This window comes from Paenibacillus sp. GCM10027626 (genome assembly GCF_042676285.1).
GTDB lineage: Bacteria > Bacillota > Bacilli > Paenibacillales > Paenibacillaceae > Paenibacillus_Z.
The window spans coordinates 30027-56078 of the sequence record NZ_JBHTHC010000034.1 but is presented as its reverse complement, the minus strand read 5'-3'; the positions used below and the strand labels follow the sequence as shown (position 1 = coordinate 56078).

Annotated in this window: 28 protein-coding genes and 1 pseudogene; 8 read left to right on the top strand and 21 right to left on the bottom strand. The window is 47.1% G+C overall.

Annotated elements, in window-relative coordinates; genetic code table 11:
• Positions 1-80 precede the first annotated feature (80 nt).
• The 4 genes and pseudogenes from ACFQ0N_RS35780 to ACFQ0N_RS35765 form a co-directional block, all read right to left on the bottom strand.
• A complete protein-coding gene (locus ACFQ0N_RS35780) occupies positions 81-953 on the bottom strand; it encodes a carbohydrate ABC transporter permease (RefSeq protein ID WP_379334907.1) in 873 nt (290 codons plus the stop codon).
• A 14-nt stretch (positions 954-967) separates the two neighbouring features.
• A complete protein-coding gene (locus ACFQ0N_RS35775; protein WP_379334906.1) occupies positions 968-1933 on the bottom strand; it encodes an ABC transporter permease in 966 nt (321 codons plus the stop codon).
• Positions 1934-2846: 913 nt separating this feature from the next.
• Positions 2847-4078, bottom strand: a pseudogene (locus ACFQ0N_RS35770) (DNA polymerase IV).
• A 13-nt stretch (positions 4079-4091) separates the two neighbouring features.
• Entirely contained in the window at positions 4092-4298 is a 207-nt protein-coding gene (locus ACFQ0N_RS35765) for a hypothetical protein (protein ID WP_379334905.1), read from the bottom strand.
• Positions 4299-4449: 151 nt separating this feature from the next.
• Here ACFQ0N_RS35765 and ACFQ0N_RS35760 point away from each other — a divergent pair, with 151 nt between their 5' ends.
• On the top strand, positions 4450-5289 hold the full coding sequence (locus ACFQ0N_RS35760; protein ID WP_379334904.1) for an ATP-dependent DNA ligase: 840 nt from the start codon (positions 4450-4452) through the stop codon (positions 5287-5289).
• A 7-nt stretch (positions 5290-5296) separates the two neighbouring features.
• Here ACFQ0N_RS35760 and ACFQ0N_RS35755 read toward each other — a convergent pair whose 3' ends face one another.
• From ACFQ0N_RS35755 to ACFQ0N_RS35745, 3 genes are all read right to left on the bottom strand, one after another.
• A complete protein-coding gene (locus tag ACFQ0N_RS35755) occupies positions 5297-5926 on the bottom strand; it encodes a DUF2971 domain-containing protein (protein ID WP_379334903.1) in 630 nt (209 codons plus the stop codon).
• A gap of 40 nt (positions 5927-5966) precedes the next feature.
• Positions 5967-6113 (bottom strand): hypothetical protein, encoded by a 147-nt coding sequence (locus ACFQ0N_RS35750; protein ID WP_379334902.1) that lies wholly within the window; start codon positions 6111-6113, stop codon positions 5967-5969.
• A gap of 104 nt (positions 6114-6217) precedes the next feature.
• Positions 6218-6910, bottom strand: a complete 693-nt coding sequence (locus tag ACFQ0N_RS35745) for an Abi-alpha family protein (protein WP_379334901.1) — start codon at positions 6908-6910, stop codon at positions 6218-6220.
• A gap of 353 nt (positions 6911-7263) precedes the next feature.
• On the opposite strand from ACFQ0N_RS35745, the gene ACFQ0N_RS35740 reads away from it, so the two are divergent.
• Complete coding sequence (locus ACFQ0N_RS35740) at positions 7264-7824, top strand: hypothetical protein (protein WP_379334900.1); 561 nt, start codon at positions 7264-7266, stop codon at positions 7822-7824.
• 129 nt (positions 7825-7953) lie between these two features.
• Positions 7954-8874: a DUF6414 family protein gene (locus ACFQ0N_RS35735; protein WP_379334899.1), complete on the top strand. Its 921-nt coding sequence runs from the start codon at positions 7954-7956 to the stop codon at positions 8872-8874.
• Here ACFQ0N_RS35735 and ACFQ0N_RS35730 read toward each other — a convergent pair.
• The 4 genes from ACFQ0N_RS35730 to ACFQ0N_RS35715 all read right to left on the bottom strand — a co-directional run bounded on the left by ACFQ0N_RS35730 (position 8858) and on the right by ACFQ0N_RS35715 (position 12090).
• Complete coding sequence (locus ACFQ0N_RS35730) at positions 8858-9019, bottom strand: hypothetical protein (protein WP_379334898.1); 162 nt, start codon at positions 9017-9019, stop codon at positions 8858-8860. The two genes, ACFQ0N_RS35735 and ACFQ0N_RS35730, sit on opposite strands and share 17 nt — an antisense overlap.
• A gap of 391 nt (positions 9020-9410) precedes the next feature.
• Positions 9411-10211, bottom strand: a complete 801-nt coding sequence (locus tag ACFQ0N_RS35725) for an ExeA family protein (RefSeq protein WP_379334897.1) — start codon at positions 10209-10211, stop codon at positions 9411-9413.
• Positions 10204-11556 (bottom strand): DDE-type integrase/transposase/recombinase, encoded by a 1353-nt coding sequence (locus tag ACFQ0N_RS35720; protein ID WP_379334896.1) that lies wholly within the window; start codon positions 11554-11556, stop codon positions 10204-10206. The genes ACFQ0N_RS35725 and ACFQ0N_RS35720 overlap by 8 nt, the downstream gene beginning before the upstream one ends.
• 48 nt (positions 11557-11604) lie before the next feature.
• Positions 11605-12090: a DUF6431 domain-containing protein gene (locus ACFQ0N_RS35715; protein ID WP_379334895.1), complete on the bottom strand. Its 486-nt coding sequence runs from the start codon at positions 12088-12090 to the stop codon at positions 11605-11607.
• Between the two features lie 141 nt (positions 12091-12231).
• Here ACFQ0N_RS35715 and ACFQ0N_RS35710 point away from each other — a divergent pair, with 141 nt between their 5' ends.
• From ACFQ0N_RS35710 to ACFQ0N_RS35695, 4 genes are all read left to right on the top strand, one after another.
• A complete protein-coding gene (locus tag ACFQ0N_RS35710) occupies positions 12232-12507 on the top strand; it encodes a hypothetical protein (protein ID WP_379334894.1) in 276 nt (91 codons plus the stop codon).
• Between the two features lie 84 nt (positions 12508-12591).
• Positions 12592-13485, top strand: coding sequence for an ImmA/IrrE family metallo-endopeptidase (locus tag ACFQ0N_RS35705; RefSeq protein ID WP_379334893.1), 894 nt, complete (start codon positions 12592-12594; stop codon positions 13483-13485).
• A gap of 14 nt (positions 13486-13499) precedes the next feature.
• Positions 13500-14516: a tyrosine-type recombinase/integrase gene (locus tag ACFQ0N_RS35700; RefSeq protein WP_379334892.1), complete on the top strand. Its 1017-nt coding sequence runs from the start codon at positions 13500-13502 to the stop codon at positions 14514-14516.
• Positions 14510-14689, top strand: a complete 180-nt coding sequence (locus ACFQ0N_RS35695) for a hypothetical protein (RefSeq protein ID WP_379334891.1) — start codon at positions 14510-14512, stop codon at positions 14687-14689. The genes ACFQ0N_RS35700 and ACFQ0N_RS35695 overlap by 7 nt, the downstream gene beginning before the upstream one ends.
• Positions 14690-14769: 80 nt before the next feature.
• On the opposite strand, the gene groL is transcribed toward ACFQ0N_RS35695, so the two are convergent.
• The 6 genes from groL to ACFQ0N_RS35665 all read right to left on the bottom strand — a co-directional run bounded on the left by groL (position 14770) and on the right by ACFQ0N_RS35665 (position 19746).
• A complete protein-coding gene (groL, locus tag ACFQ0N_RS35690) occupies positions 14770-16407 on the bottom strand; it encodes a chaperonin GroEL (protein ID WP_379334890.1) in 1638 nt (545 codons plus the stop codon).
• An 87-nt stretch (positions 16408-16494) separates the two neighbouring features.
• Positions 16495-16776: a co-chaperone GroES gene (gene groES / locus ACFQ0N_RS35685; protein ID WP_379334889.1), complete on the bottom strand. Its 282-nt coding sequence runs from the start codon at positions 16774-16776 to the stop codon at positions 16495-16497.
• Between the two features lie 235 nt (positions 16777-17011).
• On the bottom strand, positions 17012-17803 hold the full coding sequence (gene tatC / locus ACFQ0N_RS35680; protein WP_379334888.1) for a twin-arginine translocase subunit TatC: 792 nt from the start codon (positions 17801-17803) through the stop codon (positions 17012-17014).
• A gap of 104 nt (positions 17804-17907) precedes the next feature.
• Complete coding sequence (tatA, locus tag ACFQ0N_RS35675; protein ID WP_379334887.1) at positions 17908-18147, bottom strand: twin-arginine translocase TatA/TatE family subunit; 240 nt, start codon at positions 18145-18147, stop codon at positions 17908-17910.
• 381 nt (positions 18148-18528) lie between these two features.
• A complete protein-coding gene (locus ACFQ0N_RS35670) occupies positions 18529-19023 on the bottom strand; it encodes a MogA/MoaB family molybdenum cofactor biosynthesis protein (RefSeq protein WP_379334886.1) in 495 nt (164 codons plus the stop codon).
• A gap of 60 nt (positions 19024-19083) precedes the next feature.
• Positions 19084-19746 (bottom strand): 5-formyltetrahydrofolate cyclo-ligase, encoded by a 663-nt coding sequence (locus ACFQ0N_RS35665; protein WP_379334916.1) that lies wholly within the window; start codon positions 19744-19746, stop codon positions 19084-19086.
• Positions 19747-19917: 171 nt separating this feature from the next.
• Between ACFQ0N_RS35665 and ACFQ0N_RS35660 the strand changes: the two genes are divergently transcribed.
• Positions 19918-21858, top strand: coding sequence for an ABC-F family ATP-binding cassette domain-containing protein (locus ACFQ0N_RS35660; RefSeq protein WP_379334885.1), 1941 nt, complete (start codon positions 19918-19920; stop codon positions 21856-21858).
• 1375 nt (positions 21859-23233) lie between these two features.
• Here the strand turns inward: ACFQ0N_RS35660 and tsaD are convergent.
• Genes tsaD through tsaE form a run of 4 tightly spaced genes read right to left on the bottom strand, consistent with a single transcriptional unit; the run spans position 23234 to position 26043 of the window.
• Positions 23234-24256, bottom strand: a complete 1023-nt coding sequence (gene tsaD / locus ACFQ0N_RS35655; RefSeq protein WP_379334884.1) for a tRNA (adenosine(37)-N6)-threonylcarbamoyltransferase complex transferase subunit TsaD — start codon at positions 24254-24256, stop codon at positions 23234-23236.
• Positions 24243-24713: a ribosomal protein S18-alanine N-acetyltransferase gene (gene rimI, locus ACFQ0N_RS35650; protein ID WP_379334915.1), complete on the bottom strand. Its 471-nt coding sequence runs from the start codon at positions 24711-24713 to the stop codon at positions 24243-24245. The genes tsaD and rimI overlap by 14 nt, the downstream gene beginning before the upstream one ends.
• A gap of 23 nt (positions 24714-24736) precedes the next feature.
• Positions 24737-25558, bottom strand: a complete 822-nt coding sequence (gene tsaB, locus ACFQ0N_RS35645) for a tRNA (adenosine(37)-N6)-threonylcarbamoyltransferase complex dimerization subunit type 1 TsaB (RefSeq protein ID WP_379334883.1) — start codon at positions 25556-25558, stop codon at positions 24737-24739.
• On the bottom strand, positions 25555-26043 hold the full coding sequence (tsaE, locus tag ACFQ0N_RS35640; RefSeq protein ID WP_379334882.1) for a tRNA (adenosine(37)-N6)-threonylcarbamoyltransferase complex ATPase subunit type 1 TsaE: 489 nt from the start codon (positions 26041-26043) through the stop codon (positions 25555-25557). The genes tsaB and tsaE overlap by 4 nt, the downstream gene beginning before the upstream one ends.
• Positions 26044-26052 lie beyond the last annotated feature (9 nt).

The following is a 26052-nucleotide window of genomic DNA, read 5'->3' as shown; positions in this document are numbered from 1 at the left end:
ATCCGCATAAATCCTTCCTATTTGATTTTATTTAAATTTACTGCTGCCTTAGTCGGCAGAAATAAATTCAAACTATCGTTTTAACCCTTTATGGACCCAATCATCATGCCTTTGACAAAATACTTTTGCACAAAAGGATAACTTAACAGTATAGGCAAGGTAACCATCATGATTGTTGCCGATCTCAATGTAGAAGAGACCACATTCAAACTTGACGAATCTCGCATTCCGCCTTCTCTGGCTGCCAACTCCGCCCCCGCAACGATATTTCGCAAGAACATCATGACCGGATATTTGCTGTTGTCGCTTAAATAAATCATGGAATAAAACCAGTCGTTCCAGAAATAGACGGCACTGAACAATCCAATCGTTGCAATGATCGGTTTGGAGAGCGGCAACACGATTTTTATTAAAATTTGAATCGGATTTAAGCCGTCTATCGCAGCCGATTCTTCCAAGCTGTCCGGTATCGTCTGAAAGAAAGTCCGCATAATAATCATGTTAAACGGGCTAATCGCGCCCGGGATTACAATCGCCCAGATTGAATCGTACAAGCCCAGCCCTTTCACTAGCAAGAAAGAAGGAATTAATCCCCCAGAGAAAAGCATAGAGAAGAGAATCATTCCCAAAATAATGCCTTTTCCCTTCAGGTGTTTCTTGGAGAGCGGGTAAGCGCAAATGATGGTCATGAACAGTCCGATCGCAGTTCCGACAACTGTATAGAGAACGGTATTCTTGTAGCCGGATAGGAAGTTCGGATGCTGCAAAATCATTTGATACGCCGTCAGATTGAAGCCTTTCGGATAGATCGAAACTTTGCCTGAGAGGACTTCGCTTGAATCGCTAAGTGATAATGCCAATATGTACAAGAATGGATAGATACAAATCAAAGCAATAAAACACATCAACATCATATTGAATACTTTGAACGTACGATTACTGTATTTATGCATGGCACGCTGCTCCTTTAAAACAGACTCGAGTCAGAATATTTCTTCGCCAGTCGATTCGTACCTAGGATAAGAATTAGCGCAATGATTGAACTCATCAGTCCGGCGGCCGTTGCATAACTATAATTATTTTCCTGCAAACCCCTGCGAATAACGAAGGTGTCGATAACATCAGCCGTTGAGTAGGTGACCGGATTTTGCAGCAGGAACACTTTTTCGAAGCCCACCGTAAGCAATGATCCGACGGCAAAAATAAAGGTGATAACAATGGTGGGCATAATGCTCGGTATCGTTATGTGTATAGTTCGTTTAAACCCGCCAGCTCCATCCATCATCGCTGCCTCATATAATTTGGGATCGACGGTTGTCAGAGCAGCGATATAAATGATGGTATTCCAACCCATAAATTGCCATATATCCGAAATAATATAGATTGGCCTGAACCAGGCGGCTTCATTCAGAAATGCGATCGGTTCAAATCCAAACAGGGTTATCAAATGATTAACGATACCTGTTGATGGAGAGAGCAATTCCTTAATAATCCCAACCACGACAATCGTAGAAAAAAACCGAGGCAGATACGACACCGTTTGCACAAATCTCTTGAATTTTTGGTTCGCGATTTCATTAAGCAATAAGGCGAAAAGGATGGGAATCGGAAAGCCGATCCCGAGGTATAGAACGTTGAGAATGATCGTGTTTTTAAAAGCTGACCAGAAAGTAGGGTCGGTTAAGAACATATTATAATATTTCAAACCGACCCATTCCACGCCGAAGATCGATTGCCCGGGTACATATTTTCGAAACGCAACGATCATGCCCGCCATAGGGATGTACTTAAATACAAGAAAGTAACTAATCGGCAATAAAAGCAGCATGTAAAGATATTTATCTTTTCTAATGCTTTTCAAGATGGAATGAGAACCGTATCTGTCTTTCGGGGACATACGGCTGTTATCCCTTATTTCCTTCACTACATTCATGATGAACTCCTTCTCCCCTTCGTCTTGGTCTTTTAGAAATCTGTGTCGAATATAACATAGGTTCTAAAAGATCAAACACACCTATGTTTGTTGAAAAGTGATATTTCTTGCCCAATTTACTGTTATAAATTCATGGTTATGTTACATAAATTGCACTTTTCGATATCGAATGAAGCTGACGAAGAGATATTGTGACTATGATAATCGAATACATAAGGGACATGAATTGAACAGGAGTGAAGCCCTTATGCTTTCGAAAAATCGTCTCGGTGCCGTACCGAAGGTTTACTTCAGACCTGAACTAACAAATTGCCCTCATTGCGGGTCAAGTTAAAACGCTCCCATACAGCATGGAATAAGAAGATTTCAACGCTGAACGGCATGTTGCATGCTTGGAGCATGGCATATGCCTGCCCCAATACAAGTTGTAAGCACGCCAGTGTCACTTACAAGTCGGCTGAAGCAGAAGCTGAACTACGCAACGCTTTAAAAAAAATAGGCTTCTCACAAAGTTCAATTCGAACTTGTGAGAAGCCTATTTTAATTCAATGTGGTCAAACGGCGTTCTTCTGCAGAAGAACCCTTGATGCTACAGGCTTTTCAGCCCTTATCACATCATTCCACCCATTATGTGGTAGCTTTTAGAGCCATTCATAAGCGTACTTTTTCTATATAGAATGCTCTGTACTTTTCTGGTTGTCGCTTGAGACTTTCATTGAATTTCATGTTTGAACGAAATTTTTGTGAGGTTTCATGTGTGGTTTATTAATTCTGTGAGGTTTTCTACAGTTCCTCTAATCACTCTCACCATGGAATTATTCGACCTTTAGATTAAAAAATCCTTCTTCGACTGTGTTCCTTCATTAATATGCATCTCCCTGCGGTATCGATCCTTTCTCATCACATGACTTCCCTATTTATAATGTCCCCCGATTTTTCCGGCCCTATCCAGCGCTTGGCCGGCTGCTGTCTTGGACGCAGCGCGGACGATGATGCTATCCCCATACTTATTTTTAAGTCGGTCTGTAGCTGCCTCGAGCTTACCTAATCGTTCTCTTGAATCATTAAACACCAATTGATACTCATCAGCCCGTTGGAAGCCAGTAAGCGATACACCGATCCTCCTGACCGGCAATCCATCCCATCAAACAACTTGCAAGCATTGTAATAAAGATCGTTTGTACAGTTCGAAGGGTAGCTCATTGTCATCTGCCGGCTAAATCCTGTAGGTTGGTCAAAATCAGCTCCTTGGCAGCCGATAGATAGTGTCCTTCCTATTTTACCGATCGACCGGCACCGCCGCGCTACAAGCTCGCAGAGCTCAAGGACTATAGCTCTGATGTCGCCCCTGGTATAGTAATCCCTCGGCAAAGTCATCATATGGCCGACTGACTTTTCACCGATATGGGTGTCAGGAGTGACGGGAGAGTCGTCGATCCCGTTCGCAACCCGCCATAGTACCTCAGCCTGGATGTCGCTATTTTTGCCAAACCGCGAACGGAAACGGCGCTTTAAATCCGGCAAATGAGTCTGTGCCAGGTCTCCTATTGTATTGATTCCGAGCCTTATAAAGTGAGCAGTCATCCGGCTGCCGACCATAAACATTTTGTCAATCGGCAGCCGCCAAAGCGTATCGGCAAGCTTCTCGCGCTGCAGCTCAAATATGCTGGATTCATTTTTCTTTGCGAAGTTATCACAGGCAGTTTTTGCTAATATCTTGTTGGGCCCGATGCCGACCCGGGTGTGTACGCCAGTAATAGTTTTGACCTTAAATTGTATCTGTCGTGCCAAGCTATCCGGATCCCCAAACAGATGAATAGAGCCAGTAACGTCCAAAAACTGCTCGTCGATCGAGTACGGCTCCACCATATCGGTGAATGACTCATAAATCTGGGTGATCATCATAGACATATCGATGTATAGTTGCATGCGCGGCTTGATGATTACGAGATCCCGGCACTTGCCAAGCGCTTCACCCAGCCGCTCTGCCGTCGTAACTCCATATGACTTAGCAATAGGGCAAGCAGCTAGGATAATGCCAGACCGGCGTTCTGGATCGCCCGCGACTGCAACAGGTTTATCATGCAGCTCGGGTTGCAGCGCCTTTTCCACAGACGCATAGAAGCTTTGACAATCGACAAGCATGATCACCCTTGGTTTAGATGGCACGTTTAATCACCGGCTTCGGATTAATGGCCAATATGTTATTTATCTTCAAGGAGCGCGGAGCATTGGCCGTCATGCAGAAAACACGAATAAGGCCGGTCTCTACTTTATTGATGTGGACTTGACGCTGTGTAATATCACCTTTGTCATTCTGATAAATGACCTCTACAGTACGACCGATATACTTAGCTATGTCCATCCTAACCCCTCCATACGAACGTTTGATCTTATTATATACACAAACGCTTGTTCGTATTCAAGAGAAATTTATTTCCATTACAGTAGCAGTCCCAACAACTACCACCACTGCTCGGTTTAGCCATGCGATATAATCGAACAGAGGTGTTTTTATGTTCTTAGAACCAATGTTGCTCGGTAAAAGAGAAGAACCTTTCAATGATGACCGATATATCTATCAGCCAAAGATCGACGGTCATCGGCTCATACTTTCTCGTATAGGTGATGTTGTCCGTTTGTATACGCGCAACCAGAACGATGTAACCGCCCGCTATCCAGAATTACATAACGTGCCTGTTGACGCGGCTGATGTGATCTTGGACGGCGAAGTTGCTCGGGTAGATGAGTCGGGATGGGTCGATTTTGAATTAATAATGGAACGTTTTAGAATAACAAAAGAACCGTGGATACGAGAAGCCGCGCGGACGAGGCCAGTTACCTACTTTGTATTTGATGTACTGCACTATAATGGTGAAGATGTGCGGAGATGGCCGTTAGTGGAGCGACAAGCGTTGTTGACGCGCATATTGACGCCTAACCTTCATTTCTCGCCAGTGCTTTCGGTGGAAGGAAACGGCACAGACCTGTTTGACGTCATCAAAACGCACAATCTTGAGGGGATAGATGCCAAGCGGAAGGACAGCGTATATGTCGGACGACGTTCTGCTAATTGGCTTAAAATAATCAATTACCAGTACGCCGAGGTCCATATAGCTGGTTATCGTAAAGGGGAATTCGGCTGGCTCGCACATATCGATGGAAAGCCTGCGGGCATTATCGAGGCAATGTCAGCAGTGCATCGTAAAGAGTTATACAGCGCGGCTAAATCGCTTGTGACCGGCGAGGACCGGAATTTTGTATATCTTCAGCCAGCGATAAAGGCACGCGTACGATTCCGGAATTACTACAAAAGCGGAATGTTACGCATGCCGGAGTTCGTTGAGTTTGTATGAAACCTTATTAGTATATAAGAGCTTCTGTCTGGACAATTCCTCTTAACTGTAGCAAGTCGTTATTATCTAGTTTTTCGAGAAATCTATTATGTAATTTCGGGTTTGGTAAGATTACAATCGCCTTGGGTAAATCAAAGTTAAAGTTTCCAGGCACTCTCCATTCTCTTTCATGTGACCAATCGACTATGTGATTTTTATCCATAAGATTAAAGTCAACAATTCTCCACCATTCGTCTTCGGGCAGTAATTTTTTTGAAACTTCTTTCATTTCATAAATAACAGGTCTTCCGCCTTTCTGAAAAACATAAGGCTTAGGGAATGCTAGTCCTACACCGACATAGCGTACCTTTCCTCCTAATTCTTCTTTGTGGGCCCGCTCGTGGACTATATTTTGTGTCAAACTATATATAGGCGTGTCTTGGAAACAAGCAGCGGATCGCTTTCCAGTTATAAATCCTTTTTCTGTAGTACTCCCGAGGATGGTTCTTTCTTTCAATATCTTAAGCAGAACATCTAGAGAGGACATTATAGTTTTCCCGTTGTCATCTTTTACAGGCTTAGTCAAGTGATATAAGTAACCACTAATATCTGACCTATATTTTATTCGCTTACTCCATTCTTCGTTTGTATACGCCAAGTCAATATTAACCCCTTTGGATAATTTTTATTAAGTCCGTTTACTTTGTGTAAACAAACGTACACGTCCCGCGAACATACCACTCGCCACATATCGTAACGATATCCTCCGTCAAATCATCGAAAGCCACGCCTCCATCTATCGCATCAATCGGACCGCTGCCGATTAATTCCACGCCCATAAACACGAGAACTGGACTTCTCTCGATCACGGCCGTCCGTAAATGGAGGAGCGTAGATAAAGTCCGGAATCCTGCATAATTGCAAAAACCTCCTACTTGCCAAGGATGGTCTATACAGGCATAGAACCACCATTGCATTGCATGAAGAAATGCAGACACAGAGAAGTGGGGGTTATATTTGCCGTCAGGACTGTTTTCTCAGTAAAAAAGCCTCCATCAATGGCGAAAAAACCGATTGACCTTAAATGGTCCAACTCTCTATCTAGTCTATATCTATCTTTAACGCCAGTTATTTCGGTTAAGTCCTCTAAATTAACAAGTATCTCATCAAGTGGTTCGAAAAGACTAGTAGATTGAGCATTTAAACAAGAGTAGTTAATGATTTTCACTTGAACTATCGTCAGTTTGGATAAAATATCGATAAATAGTAGATTACTATCATCTTTCCCGTCAAGTGTGCACGAGGATGCAAGAAGGCCTGCCCACATATCTTGTAGCGTCTCGTCATCACACCATGACCCATTCTCAAGAATTTCGTGAACAAGGCGAGGAAGGGCTTTTAATTTAAATTCATCATCTTCTATATTTAGTAATTTATCTGTTTTCTCAACGATTCTTGCGGTGTTTCTGCTTCTAAATTGCTTGACTTTATCTTGGAAGTAAAGGCCTAACTCTTCCGCAGCGGGGAGACAAATTCGGCTAAGTAAAGCACCAATACCAGTCATTGATTTTTCAGTTACAGTTTTTAGAGCATCTGCAACAGGTTTAACTCCAAGAAGGTCTAAGCTTTTGTCCTCACTCATTCCGACATCTCCTCTATATTATTTTATCACTATAAATTAACATGAAAACTCCGTCCTAATCTGTTCCTCAGTGACGGGTAATTTTGGTCAATTTTCGCTTTAAGGACGTTTATTCGACACATAGTAAAATATTCCTGCTTTATTTACATTTCAAATAGTTTTATAGCTATACGTTACAACATAAATATATCGCTCGAATGTGAAGGGGTTTATGTGACATCGAAGTAAGTGAGGAAATTCCCGGGAGCACACGCCAGCGGGGCTTATTTTTACATACCATCATTTCCACATATCGCCAAAATGCGACTTTTGTAGTAGAATGGTCACAGTAATAATGAGGGGAGATTATCTTGGTGATAAAGAGAATTTTGGCAGTGATGTTATTAGTTGTTTTGGTTGGGTGTAATACAGGAGGAACGTTAAAACCAAATACACTTTCTGTTGATGATTTGTGTATTTACAAGGATGATGACAAGAAAAATAAGGTTTGTTATGGGATGTCCAGATCAGAAGCGGAGAAAATACTTGGTACTGGTACAAAAGAAGCATTTGGAATAAGATATGATTATGGTGTAAAAATACTATACAGAGTTGACAATATTGCCATGATAGTATTAGATAAGGACTCAAAAAACGTATACAGCACCGTTAGAGGTAATAAAATTGGAAACTTAAAAGAAGATGTGTTAAAGACTTATGGTGATAAATATCCAATCATTCGAGAAACCAGCCCTCAATCAATTGATTACATATATGATCTTGAGAATAAGAAGTTTCTTGGAGAAGTATCATATGAAAAAATAGACTCAAAAAAATATAAAGACCATTTATATGTTTCGGCTGGATTCAATGAGGATGAATATGTAAATAGGATTTTTTTAGGTGACAAGGAAGCAATCATGTATCTGAGATAATTAATCAAAGCCCGCCCCGCCAGCACACGCCAGCGGGGTTAATTTTTGCTTGCCAACTTTACCACATATCGCCAAAATGCGACTTTTGTAGTAATATTGTTTCAGATATTGTTGAAGAGGGGCGATAAAATGAAAGAGATAATTTATTTAAACACAAGCATGATTCATTCATTTATGGCACAGAATTTAGGTGGATTGCCTATAAACATGACTCAAGAACAATCCCAACAGGAATCCCAGACAAGTAATGATGCGACAAAAAAAAGTTCTACTCATGACCTACAAGCAGAAGTAAAAAGCGGAAATGTTCAAGTCCCTTTTCTCGCCTCCTCCCCAAGTGGGTCGACTCAGTATAGATACTTAAATGCTCGAGCTATCGAAGAGTCCATATCTATCACACAAGTAGATGCTGGAAAGGAAATAATTTCAAAACAATTACACGATAATGCATTAAATGAGTTCATTGAATACTTAGAGAGTGAGAGCAAGTTAAATAAGTTTCATTCTACAGAGGGCAACGCAGTGCCGTTTGGGGAATATGTATTGATTAAAGGTAGCTTTAGCCTATTTGACCTGGAGATCATCAGAACACACTTTGAACCATCTATATTAAAAGAAATAATACAAATACCGACGATGCTAGTTGACGACCCAGTAGGGAAAGGAAAAGGGAAAGGGAAACTCGATCCAAATATTGAAAAAGGAATTAAGATATTCGACTTAATTCTAAGATATTTTGGTAAACTTTTGCCAACAAATCTTATATTAAAACAAGATTCTTTTATCTCACCGTTAAAGCCAGAGTACTTAAGAGAAAGCAGTGCGGAATTAGTTTTTAAATATGGCTTAGATTCCTCAGTTGAAGTAACGGTTTTAGGAAGAGTAACGAAAAAATTTGAAACATTTAATTATGAAGTTTTTTCAGATACCGGTCCGTTCAAGGATTTGGGACAAGCAATATGGGGAGTAGAGGAGTTCCTCCTAAGTGGTCTTAAATCATTACAAAGAGGAGATACCATCATATCTCCTGTTGCTATCTATTTCGAATAAGGTTTCTTTTTTTAGTTCTTTCTTTCATTTCAGCTTTTTTTTCAGCAATTCGATCAGAAACGTTAGAAAAATCTTGATCGAATTGCTTCTTTTCTTTCATTGCCTCATTAAACCCATTCTGGATGATACTCTTAATAAATTTCATTTTCCACACCATCCTCACTCCTTTATTATAAGACAATACCATTTGTTTTGCTACGTGATTATATTCAGTTTCCCCAAAAATGAGTAATTCATCCATACAGGAACAAATGTTCTCGTTTATTGTATCTTACTTTTACTCTAATTTCAACCCCGCCTACGATCGACTCATTAACAGGATATAAGAATATGAAAACTGTAGATGTACGGTTAGATCGCTTATACGACAAACTCAGTACAATACCCCAAGACAAACTGAACGAAGATCATAAAAAGAAAATAGGTTCATTTAAGTTGAATGTTACTGCTAATGCATAATGTCCATTTGTTGACGGCGTAAGTTGTCCTGATGGTGACGGACATGCTGTCCGCTTGCGACTAAGAGAAAGGGAGAATCACGATAATTCTCCCTGGATGACTCGCTTGATCATATGATCGTCGATGATGCGATGTTTGTTCTGCGAACCGTAGATTAGTGCGTGTGTACAAACTTTGTTGATCAGCCTGGCGGCGCCGCTTGAGAAACGGAAGATGTCATCGATCGCGCCATCGGTGAAAATGTCATGATCCGCGCCAGCGAACGCCATGTGACGCTTGATATAATCGCAGGTCTGAGCCCGATCATAATGCGGAAGCTTACATTGCAGGTCGATCCGTTGGCGGATAGCCGCGTAAGCCTGCAGGTTTAGTCGATCCCAGAGCTCGCTTTGACCAACCAAGATGAGCGCCATGGGACTCTGCGCATCCATCTTGAAGTTGAGCAGGAATCGTACTTCTTCTAACATTTCGCGATCCAAGAGATGCGCTTCGTCGACAACGACAACAGGCTGCAATCGGTGAATGCCGCGCATAAGCTCGATCTCGCGATGCAGTTGGCGCTTGGCATCGCCACGGTAGAATTTCGATTCGCAGCCGAGCTGCTCAAGCAGCCCCTTGTAAAAATGCCGCGGGGTCAGCTTCGAATCTGACAAGTAAAGCACCTTGTACTTGGCCGGATCGAGCACTTCGGTGAACCGGCGAATCGTCGTCGTCTTGCCCGTACCGCAATCACCGGTTACAACAGCGAACCACTGCCGGTGAGCAGCGTACTCGAGACGGCCGAGCGTTTCCTCAAGAATGACTGACTCGTAGAGCTGGCTCGTCGGTAAGTCCCGCGAAAACGGTGAGCGTCCCAGACCGTAGAAAGACTCAAACATGACTGTCCTCCTTGCTCACCCGGCGATAGGCCACAGCGGGTGCCTGCTCTGCCTTGCGATCTCGGGTTCGTTCCTCCGCTGCCGCGAGCAGTCTTGATGCATCCGCCGGAACAGGGCCCAGATGCTCCGGCAGCGAGGGACGTTTACCTGCACGTTCTCCGATGACAAGTTCTCGAACGCGCCACGGCGCATGACTTTCATACTCGACCGTAAGCTCCGATATATCTGCCGGGTCGAACACCACATCCACCGTGCACCCAATGAAGGGCAGACCGACTTCGTATTTGCGATTCAAGAAGCTGATGCAGCCGGACTTGTCGACCTTGCGCGACTCACAGTGCAGGAAGGCATTCGCAAGCACGTCCGGATCCAAGAACTGGAGCGCCTTCTTGTCGCTACGGTAGGCCGTTTCCGGGCTCAGTTTGTTCTCGAGCGCGGAATGTGGCTTGTTCTGGTAGCATTCGGATAACCAGACTTGAAACAGTTCATTCAGCCGCTCGAGCGTCTTTGGTTTCTCGAGAGCGGCCTCGCTGAGAAAAGCGTCGACGACGCGGTTGAACCGCTCGACCTTACCAGTTGATTCCGGCGAGTAAGGTTTGGCAAAGAGCAGCCGAATGCCGAGTTTGGAACATGCACGCGTCATCCATTTGGTTCGGTATTGCTTGCCGTTGTCGAAGTAGACCGACTCCGGAACGCCGAACTTCTGAATGGCCCTACGAAAGCAATCCTCTACAATGGTCTTGTCCATGACCGGGTAGAACTTACCGTGGAGAACAAACCGTGTGGCGTCGTCGATGAACGTGACGAGGTACACTTGCTTCATAGCGCCGCTGGGGCCGATGGGCAAATACGGACCGTATTTCAGATCCGAATGCCAAAGACGATTGCGATGGCGCTGTTGAAACCGCCGAGCAGCCACACCGGATTCGGCGTACATGCGCATGTGACGGGTGCTGTAACCTCGCTGTGCCAGCCTTTCCTGAAGAGTGCTGCGCTTGATCTCTCCGGGCTTGATGCGACCTTCCCATTCGAGAATCTGAATGAGCTGTGCAACACTTCGACCCGGCACCTCACGGCGAAGCAGGATGGCTTGCTCCAGTATTTCCGGCGGAATCGTCGCCTCTGACGGCTGACGTCCTTTACCTTTGGGCTTTAGTCCGCCAAAGCCCTCCTCCCGATACTTGGCCAAGTACCGGCGCAGCGTGCGCTCGGAGAGCCCTGTCTGCTCACAAATCCTCACCTTGAGTTCTCGAGCCTTGGCCGGATCGAGCCCCTCTGCCAGTAGCGGAGACAAAAGCTGCACACGCTCTGCAGCGATGGCCTCAGCTTTCTTTTGATCTTTCATCTATTCTGCACCTCGTTTGGTAGACTTCAAGATGAGTCTACCGCAAGACTAGGTGGACAAGAATGCAGAACGGGTATGTACCCACAAATTTGAATTGACGACGGGGCGGACAATTCGTGATAGCCAGCCGGAAGCGTCCCCGACGTAGTGTCCGATTCGATGATGTACAGACTGTGAAGGGACGGACAGGTACTCCACAGGGTCTTGGTGAAAGCGAATCGCGATTGATGTTAGGCACCCAAGCAAATACGTACATATTCCTTGAAACCAGTTTTTCCATCGCCGCAGAGTAGCGTCGTCTGCTGCTACGGTCGATGACGCCTCCGGCTCCGAAACGACTTGCTCGATACATGTGGATTCATAACGTTTATATGGCACTACACAATCCGGAAGCTCATGATGGATGTTCCGACACTGTGAACAACGCAGCCGGCGGACTACCAGCACACGGATTTCCCCGCTCTCACTCGTAAGCTTCCGCTTCCGGCTTCCAATGACTTTCAACTCTTTCCCACAACAAGGGGAAGGGACCATTTCTGCACACCGAACAAAAAACGCCGGATGACTTCTCAACCAGCTCATACTTTGATACAATGACCATGTTGAGTTGGGGATGCATCCCGTGAGCCTGTTCCCGCAGGCCCACATCCATGGGAAGCATCCTTTTCCTTTTCTGTGATATGGTCATTATATTCAGCAACTCTCGGACAGGCAATCCCGTCAGCAATTGGGCATTATCTTTCAGCGGTAACAGTTGAAATTGAGGATGCCATATCATTTAGGAAGGAAGCAGTAAAAAAAGCTAAGAAAATGTTTGATAAGGAAGAGTATTCCTCTTCAACTCTTGATGACATTGAATCCTTGATCGAGCAATCTGAAGAATACATAGTTAACGGGGTGACAGAGATTATTAAATTAGAAAAAGAATTTGGAATTTCACGTACCGAATAATGTAACAACATAAATAGCCAGCAATGGCTCTTCTTTTTCACCACAAGACCAAACATATGTTCTTGAGGAGGGGTCATCATATCAGTGTTCTCACATTATAGGCCATCTGAATCAGAACTATGGATCAGTAATAAATATCAAGAAAACGCTATCTTTTCGCCATCGGATTTAGTTATAGAGCGAGTAGCTGAACTTTTTGGTTATCTTATCAAGGGGACATATGAGGATTCTGGAGCTGTATTCGATGATGATGGAGATTGCATCATCTATTTAAAATATCAAGCCGAAGCGCAAAGGCGAGCTGACTTTTTTCATGAACTCTGCCACCCTCTACGGCATGTCGGAGACCAAAGTAAACTGCCGGCTCTCTTTGTAGACCTGCAGGAAGCGCAGGCGGCTCAATTTCAACTTTATGCAGCCATGCCATTTTACATGGTTAGAGAGTATCCGCCGCGGCAGAGCTGGGACGAATATTACCAAATGCTTGCCAACGAATTTATGCTACCTCTCCAGTTGGTCAAGCGGCGTATAAACCAAATTTTAAATTGTATTAAGCAAGCCAAATGGGATCGTCAATATAGAAATACACTTTTGCCGGCGTCATACTGGATACCACCACCTAAAGTGATAGATGAGCCGCCTGAGATCGCTCTCTTGTATGATTACCATGACAGTATATCTCCATCTTCATTGGTCATTAAAGGGGCTGGAGAGGTACTGGACTGGTCTCAGCCTGCATACATACCAATACCACAGAACGTGGACCGCATGGAGCCCGATGACTTCGAAGAGCTGGTAACGGCCACTGTCCCAGGGGATTACATTTTACAAAGGGAGGACAAGCCTGACCAAGTAGGTATCCATCTGCCATATCTGGGATCGTATTTAGGTACAACTGATATCGATCAATTGTTAATAAGGTTGTATGAGTTAAACTTTGACATAAGACAAGGCTTACTTAGGACTTCAAATTTTTAGAGAGGGGTTTGGACATGGCATCCTTCAGTAAGGTTAAGGCAAACAATAAAAAGGGATATGTATGGGTCTGCATCAAAGACGGACCGCCCGACCCAGTAACAGGGAAAAGAAATCAAATCAAGCGCCGTGGCGAAACAAAAGAAGAAGCAGAAAAGCGTGTCAATGATGTGATCAGGTCGATGACTGAAGACGGTATCGATCTGAAGAAAGTGAAGAACCTGCCCTTTTCACAGGTCGCGGAGGAATGGCTGGAGACGTATAAAAGGACCGGTGTAAAGCCGAACACGATCCGGCTGCGCAGGAATTCAATCGCCACACTCAATTCATATATCGGACAAATGATGATCAATAAAATCACACACAAGAACCACGAAAAAATCTTAAATACATTGTTCGACGAAGACTATTCGAAGTCTACTATTGAAGGCGTCCACGTAACTGCGAACCTAATTTATAAGCATGCCGTAAAGGAGAAATACCGGAAGGATAACCCTGCTACCGGCGTTAAAATCCCTGTTAGGCGGCGGACTGTCGAGGAAATCGAAGCCAATCCGATCGAAGAGAAGTATTTCGAGAATCACGAGTTGACCGAAGGTCTGGACTTGGATAAGGAAATGTTTTATCTGCTCGCCTTCACGGGAACAAGAATTGGTGAAGTACTTGCCCTTAAATGGACAGATCTAAACTTTGATTCGAACCGTATCCGAATTACGAAGACCATGTACAACGAGAATAACAACATGCGGGAATATGAGCTGCTCCCACCGAAAACAGAAGGTTCAATTCGCGTATTTGATGTTGATGAATCTATTGTGAAGATGCTCCAAACCCATTACAAGATGCAGAAAAAGTTAATAATGGCGACACGACACCTGCTCCCTGAATACCATGACGGCAATTTTGTATTCGCACATGACAACGGTTATCCAATAGTATATAAACACGTGGCTAATGGTGTATTTTACGGAAGACAAGCATCCGGAAGCATGCCACATCTCATATCTTTCGTCATACACACATCAGTATGTTAGCAGAAGCCCGCGTCGATCTGGCCACGATCATGGCTCGGGTCGGTCACGATGATCCGAAGACAACACTGCAGATCTATACACACGTTACACGAAAGATGGAACAAGACGCTTCTACGAAAGTAAAAACTGCCTTCTCTGATCTTCTGAAGAAAGCCGCCTCGCAAGATTTGTGACCTTTTTGTGACCTTTACGCAAAAACGGGACCCCGAAAGGTCCCGTTTTCCTTGGTATTATAGGCTTTTTGATGTATTGGTTACATCATTCCGCCCATGCCACCCATTCCGCCCATATCAGGCATTCCAGCGCCGCCTGCGCCCTTCGGCTCAGGTTTGTCGGCAACAACAGCTTCTGTTGTCAGGAACATTGCCGCTACGGAAGCAGCGTTTTGCAGTGCGGAGCGAGTAACTTTAGCCGGATCAACGATACCAGCTTCAAACATATTTACCCACTCGCCGGAAGCTGCGTTGTAGCCTACGCCGACTTTTTCGTTTTTCAGGCGCTCAACGATGACAGAGCCTTCTTGGCCTGCATTCGCTGCGATTGTGCGCACTGGCTCTTCCAGGGCACGCAATACGATGTTTACGCCAGTCTGCTCGTCGCCATTAGCTTGAACAGCTGCAACAGCTTTATATACGTTCACAAGCGCTGTACCGCCACCGGATACGATACCTTCTTCTACTGCTGCGCGAGTAGAGTTCAGAGCATCCTCGATGCGAAGCTTGCGCTCTTTCAATTCTGTTTCTGTAGCCGCGCCAACTTTGATAACTGCTACGCCGCCAGCCAATTTCGCCAGACGCTCTTGCAGTTTCTCGCGGTCGAAATCGGAAGTGGTGTCTTCCAGTTGAGCGCGAATTTGGTTAACGCGAGCATCGATGTCGGACTTGTCGCCGCTGCCGTCAACGATGATTGTGTTTTCTTTCGTAATGCGAATTTGGCGAGCGGAACCCAACTGCTCGATCGAAGTCGATTTCAGCTCCAGACCAAGCTCTTCTGTAATCACTTGACCGCCAGTCAATGCAGCGATATCTTGCAGCATCGCTTTGCGGCGGTCGCCGAAGCCTGGTGCTTTAACAGCAACGCAAGTGAATGTGCCGCGCAGTTTGTTGACGATGATTGTCGCTTGTGCTTCACCTTCGATATCTTCAGCGATAATCAGCAATTGCTTGCCGGATTGAACCACTTTTTCCAGCACTGGCAGGATTTCTTGGATGTTCGTGATTTTTTTGTCAGTGATCAGGATATATGGATTGTCCAGTACAGCTTCCATTTTGTCCGTATCAGTAATCATGTACGGGGAAACGTAGCCGCGGTCAAATTGCATACCTTCAACCACTTCAAGCTCAGTAGCGAAGCCTTTGGACTCTTCTACAGTAATAACGCCGTCGTTGCCGACTTTCTCCATCGCTTCAGCGATCAGTTCGCCTACTTCGTCATCACCGGAGGAAATAGCTGCAACTTGAGCGATCGATTGTTTGCCTTCGATTGGCTTCGCAATCGATTTAAGCTCTTCTACTGCTGCGCGAACGGCTTTTTCGATCCCTTTGCGGATAACCATAGGGTTTGCGCCAGCAGTTACGTTTTTCAAGCCTTCGCGAATCATCGCTTGTGCCAATACAGTTGCCGTAGTCGTACCGTCACCAGCTACGTCATTTGTTTTGGTTGCGACTTCTTTAACAAGTTGAGCACCCATATTTTCGAATGCATCTTCCAGTTCGATTTCTTTCGCGATCGACACGCCGTCATTCGTGATCAGCGGGCTGCCGAATTTTTTCTCCAATACAACGTTGCGGCCTTTTGGACCGAGCGTTACTTTAACTGCGTCAGCAAGCGTGTCCACCCCGCGCAGCATCGCGCGGCGAGCGTCTTCACTAAACTTGATTTCTTTAGCCATGTTTGAATACCCTCCCGAATAATAATTATCTTCTAGCCTAATCTAAGTACAAAATACGATCGTCTATATCGAATTTCGGGTCTTTAATTAGCCCAAAATTGCATGAATATCGCTTTCTTTCATAATCAAAAGCTCTTTGCCTTCGTATTTCACTTCAGTACCTGCATATTTGGAAAACAATACGCGGTCGCCTTCCTTCACTTCAAGCGCAATACGTACGCCGTCCTTGACCGCGCCGCTTCCAACTGCGATAACTACGCCCTCTTGCGGCTTTTCTTTTGCCGAATCCGGCAACACGATGCCACTAGCAGTTGTTTCTTCTTTCGCGATCGGTTCGATCAATACGCGCTCACCCAAAGGTCTGATCATGAAAATAGCCTCCTTTAAAATTCAATACTTAATTTTTTATTAGCACTCACATCAGTTAAGTGCTAATAACCTTTTTTTATAATACCGATTTTATAGGTGAATTTCAAGTGGTTCATTATGAAATCACATCAATTTTACAGTTTTCTTAACTTTGGGCGCAAGCTGCCCTCACGTGAAACGAGACAAAGGGCTGGTATGCAACAGCCTTCCATCTGCTGACACCAGCCCTGCTCATTTAAGTAAGTTCAGTACCGAACTGCTTCTCCCATGCCTCATCCGCCGCTTGCTGCTTGCGATAGACGATCCCTGACAAGAACACGCTGATCTCATACAGTACAATTAGCGGAATGGCCACAAGCAAGTCCGAAATAATGTCCGGCGGTGTAATCATCGTTCCCACTATAATGAGAATGAAATAAGCAAGCCGGCGCATTTTGCGCAGCCTCGTTGGGGTAAGGATCCGCAGTTTCGTTAAAAACATTATGACGATCGGCAATTCAAACAGCAAGGATACTGGAATAAGAATGTTAAACATAAAGGCGAAATACTGCGTGATGCCATATGTTTCTTCCAATTTCAGTGTCCTGGCCACCTCTGTCGTAAAATTAAAGGCCATCGGCAGCACGACAAAGTAAGAAAAGGAGAGACCGCCAAGAAATAATATTAAAGCCAACGGCACGAAGCCAAGCGCTGCCCGCTGCTCATTTTCCTTCAATGCAGGCTTAACAAATGCCCAAACCTGATAAAAGGCCACCGGAATCACGAGAATTAGGGCAATTACAAAAGCGAACTTCATATAAATGCCAATCCCGTCCCATAATGAGAACACGTGCAGCGGAAAATTTTTTACAGGCTCTTGTTCCATCAAATACTCATACGCCGGCTTCGCAAATACAAGTCCGATAACCAGGCCAATGACCAGTACGGCCAGTACGACAATTAATCTGCGGCGAAGCTCGCCGATATGATCAAACAAAGGCATCGCCCGCTCAGTGGACGAAGACTTCGCTTCTTCAGAATTGCTCATGATCCCCCTCCTTGATGCAGGTAGAGAGCAAAATCGCTTTCATCTTTTTGCGTGCTAGCTTCGTCCCTGCTGCTGCTTACCCGACCAAAAAAAGCGTACCCCGATTACTCCGGGAGCCGCTTATTGACAGCTTGGTTGTCTGCAACGCTGTGATTTACTTCAACCCGATTTGCATCCTTTTGCTCCTTGCCGCTGTCATCCATCAGATCCTTGGCACCTGCTTTAAATTCTTTTAACGTCCGGCCAAATGCGCGTCCCAATTCTGGCAGCTTGTTCGGGCCAAAGAGCAGCAAAGCAACTAATACGATCAAAATAACACCTGTCGCACCAATACCACTCAACATAATTTTTCCTCCTAATCATTTTTTCTCATGAGTACTGCTTGACGATTAACAATTAAGCCAACCGCCTTATCCAAGACTGGTAACAACATATCTCTGTATATGGCCTCTCCGCCAGTATGCAAATCAGCACATGACACGATTTTGCGGTTCAAGCATGACGCATCCTGGCACTCCATAATCGGTTTTTCCATGGGGCAGTCCTTAACGACGGACAGCCTTCCAGCTATATGTATCATATCACAATCCTGGGCTAGCAAATAGTCTATTTCATTAACAATTATTTAACTTTATTTCACGCGTGGCCCGCACCGGTTACTAATGGCCTAAATGATTGACCGCATAAACAAAATCGGTGCCAATCTTCGCTGGCTTTTATGCCGCTTACTCGTCATGTTCGCCCAAGCGGCCGGACAATATGCTGAGTGCATGAGGCAATTGATCCATGATCGCCATCAAGTTTTCATGCACGCCCTTTGGACTGCCGGGCAGGTTTATGATTAACGAACGGCCTCTTATGCCACAGATGCCCCGTGACAGCATCGCCTGTCTTGTCTTTGCCATCGCTCCCATTCTCATCGCTTCCGCCAGTCCGGGAACAACCCGCTCGATAACCTTCATCGTTGCCTCTGGAGTAATGTCTCTTGGCGCAAGTCCCGTGCCTCCTGTGGTAATGACGAGATCGGCCTTGTAATAATCCGTCATCTCGATCAAGGCTGCCATAATCTCATCCTGCTCGTCCGGCACAATGCGATAATCAACAATATCGCCGCCTAGCTCCTCCTCCATCAACTCCCGGATCACCTGCGCGCTCGTATCCTCCCGCTCGCCGCGCGACCCTTTATCGCTTGCTGTTAACAACGCCACTTTCCACCGCATGAGTATGCTCCCCCAATCACCTGTGAAAATAGTCCGCTATAGCCAATACACTGAAATGCGTTACGCCTGCCTGGTTTCCCCTTCGCCTCGCTTACCTGCTTGGTTTGGCAGCCTCAGACCGGATTCGGTAATGATTCCATCCAGCCAGCAATCGTGGGAATCCATCGGCACTTCATCGATTTCTTGTATAGTAAAGAATAATCCAATCCAGGGCGGCTGCGATACCCGCTGCCCATCAGCACCGGCCATCCGCCTGCGGAAGCGGTCATAGTAACCGCCGCCATAGCCCAGCCGGCCGCCGCGGCGATCAAAGGCGAGCCCTGGTACAAAAACGACATCAATTTGCCCCGTCGCGATGTCGAATGCGGCAGCCTGCTCGGGGTCCGGCTCAAGCAGGCCATAACTGCCTTTTTTTAGCATAGGCCAGCCTTTCGCCTCATAGAACTCCATTCTCCCTTGCTTCGGCCAAGTGCGCGGCAGGAGAACAGTAATCCCGCGATCCCAGCCCCATTCAATCAGGCTGCGCGTCTCCAGTTCAGAACGAAAGGCAGCATAGACCGCGAAGCATTGAACATTGCGCTGCTCCAGCAGTTCAATGGCATAGCGGCAGGCTGCGGCAGACCATACAGCCCGCTCCGCCTCCTGAATAGCACTGCGCTTCTCGGCAGCCGCGTCACGCACTTGACGCTTCACCGCACTCAACTCCTGGTTGGTTATTCTCATCCAGCTCAACTTTCCTCTCCTCTGCTATCCCCCCTAGTTTACCACTGTTGCCCATATTTCGCCAATGGCTGGGCAACAATGTTAATCGACAAGAGACAAGGAGCATTGTCGTTTTCCGCTTCTTTCTGTACACTAGAGGCAGACTGGTATTTTTGGAGGCTTGATGTTTCAATGTTACTGCAAGTTTCGAATTTATCCAAAAACTACGCCGCTCAACCTATTCTTTCCTCCATCACCTTTCAAATTCAGCCTCGTGAACGAGTTGGATTGGTAGGCGTCAATGGCGCGGGCAAGTCAACCCTGCTCAAAATTTTAGCAGGCGAGCTGTCGGCAGACTCTGGTTCGATCTATAAAGCAAAGGAAACGACGATTGGTTATTTGGCTCAAACGAGCGCCCTCCAGTCAGACCTTACAATAGAAGAAGAAATGCGTGCAGTATTTGCCCATCTCTTCGAAGCAGAAGCTGAATTGCGCTCATTGGAGCACAAAATTGCCGACCCAGAGTGGCAGCAAAATGCTCAGCAGTATGAGGAGACGCTGGAGCGCTATGCCCGGCTGACCGATTGGTTCCAGCAAAATGGCGGTTTTGAAATCAACACCCGCATTCGCAGCGTGCTGCATGGCATGGGCTTTGGACAATTCCCGCCAGATACAGTCATTTCGACGCTAAGCGGCGGACAGAAGACCCGGCTGGCGCTCGCCCGCATTTTGCTGCAGGCTCCCGATTTGCTAATGCTGGATGAGCCCACCAACTATCTGGATATTGCCACATTGACTTGGCTGGAGGATTACTTGCGCAGCTATCCCGGCGGCGTTCTGGTCGTCTCCCATGACCGTTACTTCCTCGATGCTGTAGTGCAGACGATTGTAGAGATCGAGCGGCATGCCGCCAAGCGTTATACGGGCAACTACAGCCGTTTTATCGACTTGAAGGCAGCGGAATTTGAATCGCAAATGAAGCAATTTGAGAAGCAGCAGGAAGAAATAGCGCGCATGGAGGACTTCATTCGCCGCAACATTGTCCGCGCTTCTACAACAAAGCGGGCGCAAAGCAGACGAAAAGCGCTTGAAAAAATGGACCGGCTGGACAAGCCGGCGGGCAGCTTGAAAAAAGCGCATTTTTCATTTGAAATTGAACGGCAGAGCGGCAACGACGTCCTTGATGTTGAAGATTTATCGATCCAATTCGCAGGCCAGCCTGAGCCTCTTTTTCATCATGCCAGCTTTCGTCTGGAGCGCGGTGAAAATGTTGCGCTCATCGGCCCGAATGGAATTGGCAAGTCGACCATGCTTAAGGCGCTTGTCGGGGAGCAGCCCGTTCAGCATGGTTCCATTCGCTGGGGGACGAACGTGAAGATCGGCTACTACGATCAAGAGCATACGACGCTGAATCCGTCCAATACCGTGCTGGAGGAGCTGTGGAGCGCCTATCCCGGACTGGAGGAAGTGAGGATTCGCACTGTTCTCGGCAACTTTTTATTTAGCGGCGACGATGTTCAGAAGCGAATAAGCGCTTTAAGCGGGGGAGAAAAAGCGCGTGTCTCGCTTTCCAAGCTAATGCTGGCGAATGCCAATATGTTAATATTGGACGAACCGACCAACCATTTGGATCTTTATAGCAAGGAAGTGCTTGAAGCTGCGCTGCTGGACTATGAAGGAACATTGCTATTCATTTCCCACGATCGCTACTTCCTGAACAAGATGGCTGAACGGATTGTCGAACTGACTCCGGATGGGATCAATCATTTCCTGGGAAATTATGACGAAATGATCGAGAAAAAACGTGAAAACGAAGAAATGGCGTTAGAATCGGTTTCGCTGCCATCAGGAAAATCGGGAAAAGCTGCTGTCATTCCTGATTCTCCCGCTCCTTCGACATATGAGGCTGACAAACAGGCCAAGCGTGATGAACGCAACAGGCAGCGCAAGCAGGAGCAGCTTGAACAGGAAATTGCCCGCCTGGAAGCAGAGATCGGCAAATTGGAGCAGCAGCTCACTGAGCCTGATATTTTTAATGACTATATTCGGGTACAGGAAATTCAGACTGCAATCGACACGCATCAGGCTGCGCTGCAGCAAGCTTATGAGAATTGGGAGCAATTGCTTCTCTAACAAAATGAAAGGCTGTTCTTAAGTTATGTCACACATAACCAGGAACAGCCTTTTTTCTTCCTTTCCACACTTATATATACAATTATTAACAACCTCGATCCGTCATCCCGACATCTATCCACTCCATCCACAGAGTTATCCACATCTTTGGGTAAATTGTTATGCAATTCTGGCTCTATTGACAATTCTCTATCCCGCTATTTACAAGACATTCATGAATATCAAGCCCCTTGCGAAAATGACACCTCGCATTTACACCCATTATCCACATTATCCACAAAGGGCTGTGAAAAACTTATCCCGCTGTTGCGCACATGGCACATGCCCGGATTTAGCGGCTTTCACTCAATTATTCACAACACGCCCGCTTTTGTGGATAACTTATACTCAATAGCACTCATTTGGTGACAGCACCCTAGGAGTACCAGTTAAAGATGCGTACCGAATCGTGAGCATCAACATCTGCTGCGGTTCCTTAAGCAAGCATGGGCGAAGCGGACTGCACGCGGACCATGGATCCGTTATCTGTGAACAAAACAGCAAAAACGGCTTGCTCACGGACCGTAGATCCGTTATAAGCCTCAAATTCGCCGCTGCACCCCAGCAAAATCGACAAATAACGGATCGTATGTCCACATGGCTCACAGTTGCCCGCTTCTGCGGCAAATAGTCCTCAGAAAATCGACAGCATCCGTGTGTCCGCCAAACCTTCTTTTTGCCTGCTGTTTGCCGAAATAACGGACTCAGTGTCCGCGAGAGAGCGGCAGCAAGTCCGCCCAAATGTTGCACGTTATACAACAATCAGCCCTCGAAAGTTACTGATCTGCCGAATTGTTGTACAAAATACCACAATTCGGATTCTATGGGCGCTTTGAAGGGATAGATTGTTGCAATCCGCGCAACATTTTCGAACATTTCAGCATAATGAGCTTAAAATGTTGTGTTTTGTGCAAGGCTGTTGATGTACCGCAATATGGGTTTTGGTTTGTAGCTCTATTTTACTGGGAGTTTATTCATATTGGCCGACTAAATGGATTTTCTACAGTTCGTTTTATGTTTTGTTCGTTAGATAGCCGGACTAGATGGAAAACCTACAGTTAGAATGGGAGTTAGAGAGGGATAGACTCGATTTGGCCCAAACTAGCTGGATGTATCCAGTTAGACTGCAAAATCGTCTGTTTTTGGCGTATATACCTACATAAAATCCAGTTAGTTTTTTTGGGATAATCAACAGACGTGCATTTTGTGCAACAATTTAGCCGCCGCCGCCTCCCCATCGTCCATCAGTCCTACAGACCAGCCAGCCAGCCAAGCGAAAAAAGCCGTTATCTTGTTTTGTCGCCAGCGGCAACAAACAAAATAACGGCTTTTCGCCTCACACCGACCAATCTTCCAGTGACAGCATCGGCTCGCCTTTCAGGTCGAGCGAGCTGAACTGCCCATGCTTCCACTTCAGATGGGCGGCAGCGCCAATCATCGCCGCATTGTCCGTACATAACGACAGCGGCGGCACTAGCAGCGGCACCCCTTCCGCTTCGCAGCGGGCCCCAAGCGAGGCACGCAGGCCGCGGTTGGCAGCAACACCGCCGCAAAGCAGCAGCTGCCGCGCCCCTTCTGCATGAACAGCGCGCAGCGCCTTGGTCACAAGCACATCGATAACCGATGCTTGAAAACCGCGGGCCAGCGCTGCCCGCATTGGCGGCTCGCCCTTCATCTGCGCTTGATTGATTGCAGCCAGCACAGCCGACTTCAGCCCGCTAAAGCTGAAATCGTACGAATCCGTCTCCAGCCATGCGCGCGGCAGCTCAATTTCGTCATCGGCATCAAGCGCCAGCCGGTCGATATGCGGCCCGCCCGGATACGGAAACTTCAACGCCCGCGCCACTTTGTCATAGGCTTCGCCAACAGCGTCGTCGCGCGTGCGGCCGATAATCCGGAACACGCCTTCCCGCTCCAGAACGACCAGCTCGGTATGCCCGCCGGAAACAACCAAGGCTACACTCGGATAGACCAGCTCCTGCACCAGCCGGTTTGCATAGATATGCCCGGCAATATGATGGGTGCCGATCAGCGGCAAATCAAGCGCCATCGCCAGACTTTTGGCGGCAACTATACCGACAAGCAGCGAACCGACAAGCCCTGGCCCTTGCGTAACTGCGATCGCCGACAAATCCCGCAGGCCGATTCCTGCCTCCGCCACCGCCTTCTCCATCGTAATCGTAATCGCCTCAACATGCTGGCGCGAGGCGATCTCCGGCACGACGCCGCCAAACTGCTCATGCGTCTCAATTTGACTGGCGACCAGATTGCTTAATATTTCACGGCCGCCGCGTACAATTGCGACTGAAGTTTCGTCGCAGCTTGTTTCGATCGCCATAATCAATTCATTCGTTGTCATCGTTATTCTCCATCCCTGCCCGCTCAAGCTGCGCCCACATAATGATAGCATCCTCCATATTATCGGAGTAATAGCCCGGCCGCACGCCTGCAGCTTCGAAGCCTTTCTTGCGATACAGCCGCTGGGCAATTTCATTGCTCGCCCGCACTTCCAGCGTCATCCGCGCCGCGCCCGACTTTACAGCCGCCTGCTGCAGTTCGGAGAGCAGCCGATCCCCGAGACCGCGTCCGCGGTAAGCCGGCCGCAAAGCAATATTGGTCACATGCGCTTCATCTATAATGACCCACATACCGCCATAACCGATAATCTCGCCATCGTCGACCATCACCATATAGCGGGCAAAATGATTTTGAGTCAGTTCCTTAACGAATGCCTCCTCAGTCCAAGGGCTCGTAAAAGCTTCCTCTTCAATGGCCACAATGGCAGAAACATCCGCGAGAGTCATATTACGCAACATAATCCGTGATTGATCAGTTGTCGTCATGATCGCTCTACTCCCTTGCCTTCCGCCAATTTTTCCTTTAGCTTCACTTCCGCTTCTGCAAGCTGCGTGTAGTTCGGTACGAACAAATGCGTCTCATCCCGCTCGCCGCGCAGCAGCCGCTCCGCTCCCAGCCGGGCTACCGCAGCCCCTTCCATCGCAAAAGGGAACAAGCTTACGGCTACATTCTGCGAAGCAGCTTGTGCCGCCAACTCCTGCAAGCGCGCCGCTTCCTGCTCATGCAAGGACAGATCGCCTGTCAGCCATAACCGGTGCTTGCCGGCTCCCATATCGTCAAGACGTTCTGCCAATTGATCGATCCACTGCCGCATTAGCCGGATGCCGTCATGTGCCTTTCTCTCCCAGCTTCCATCCGGCCGTGCTGCAAATAAAGCGGTGTAGACTTGTCCGCGGCGCGCGTCCATGATCGGAATGAACCAGTCCGAAGTGCAGTCTGGATCATGCGCCGCCGCTGCCATCCTTGCTCCGTAGGCCAGCGCCTCCAGGCTCGATATCCCCACAACCGGTTTCTGCCACGCCCATGCCAGCGTCTTCCCGACCGTTACCGCAATTCGCATTCCTGTATACGAGCCGGGGCCTTTGCCGATTGCAATGCCGTCCAGCTCCTCTGGCTCTACTCCGCACTCATCGAGCAATGCCTTCAACTTGGGCACCGTCAGCACCGAGTGATTCCGTTCAGCCAGCGACTGCACGCTGCCGGCAATTTCGCCGCCGCGCAAAAGCGCCGCTGCCATTGAGGCGGTTGAGGTATCTAGTGCCAGCACAGTCGGCTCGGCGCGTTGCTGCTCTTGTTCTCTCATTCCCTTTCGACTCCCATAACTTCGAGTTGTTGGCACCATGCTGCATAGGGCGCTCCGATTCCCCGCAGCCGGATGCGGCGGGCTTCGCCGCCCAGATGCTCAATGTATAGCTCTAATCGCTGCGCAGGCAGCAATTCGCGAATCAGGCTCGCCCATTCGACGATCGTGACGCCATCGCCGAAAAAATAATCGTCGAGCCCCAGTTCATCCGCCTCCTCCAGCGACAAACGATAAACGTCCATATGATAAAAAGGCAGGCGAGCGCCTTCATATTCCTTAATAATCGTAAAGGTGGGACTATTTACAACGTCCATAATGCCGATCGCCCTTGCGAAGGCTTGTGAAAAACGGGTCTTGCCGGCGCCCAGATCGCCATCCAGCGCAATGACCGTCCCCGGCTCAGCCCATGCTGCAATCCGCTGTGCCAGCTCTACCGTTCCGGCCTCTGTGTCCGTCTGCCATACATATGTCTCTGTATTATCCATAGCTTCTCC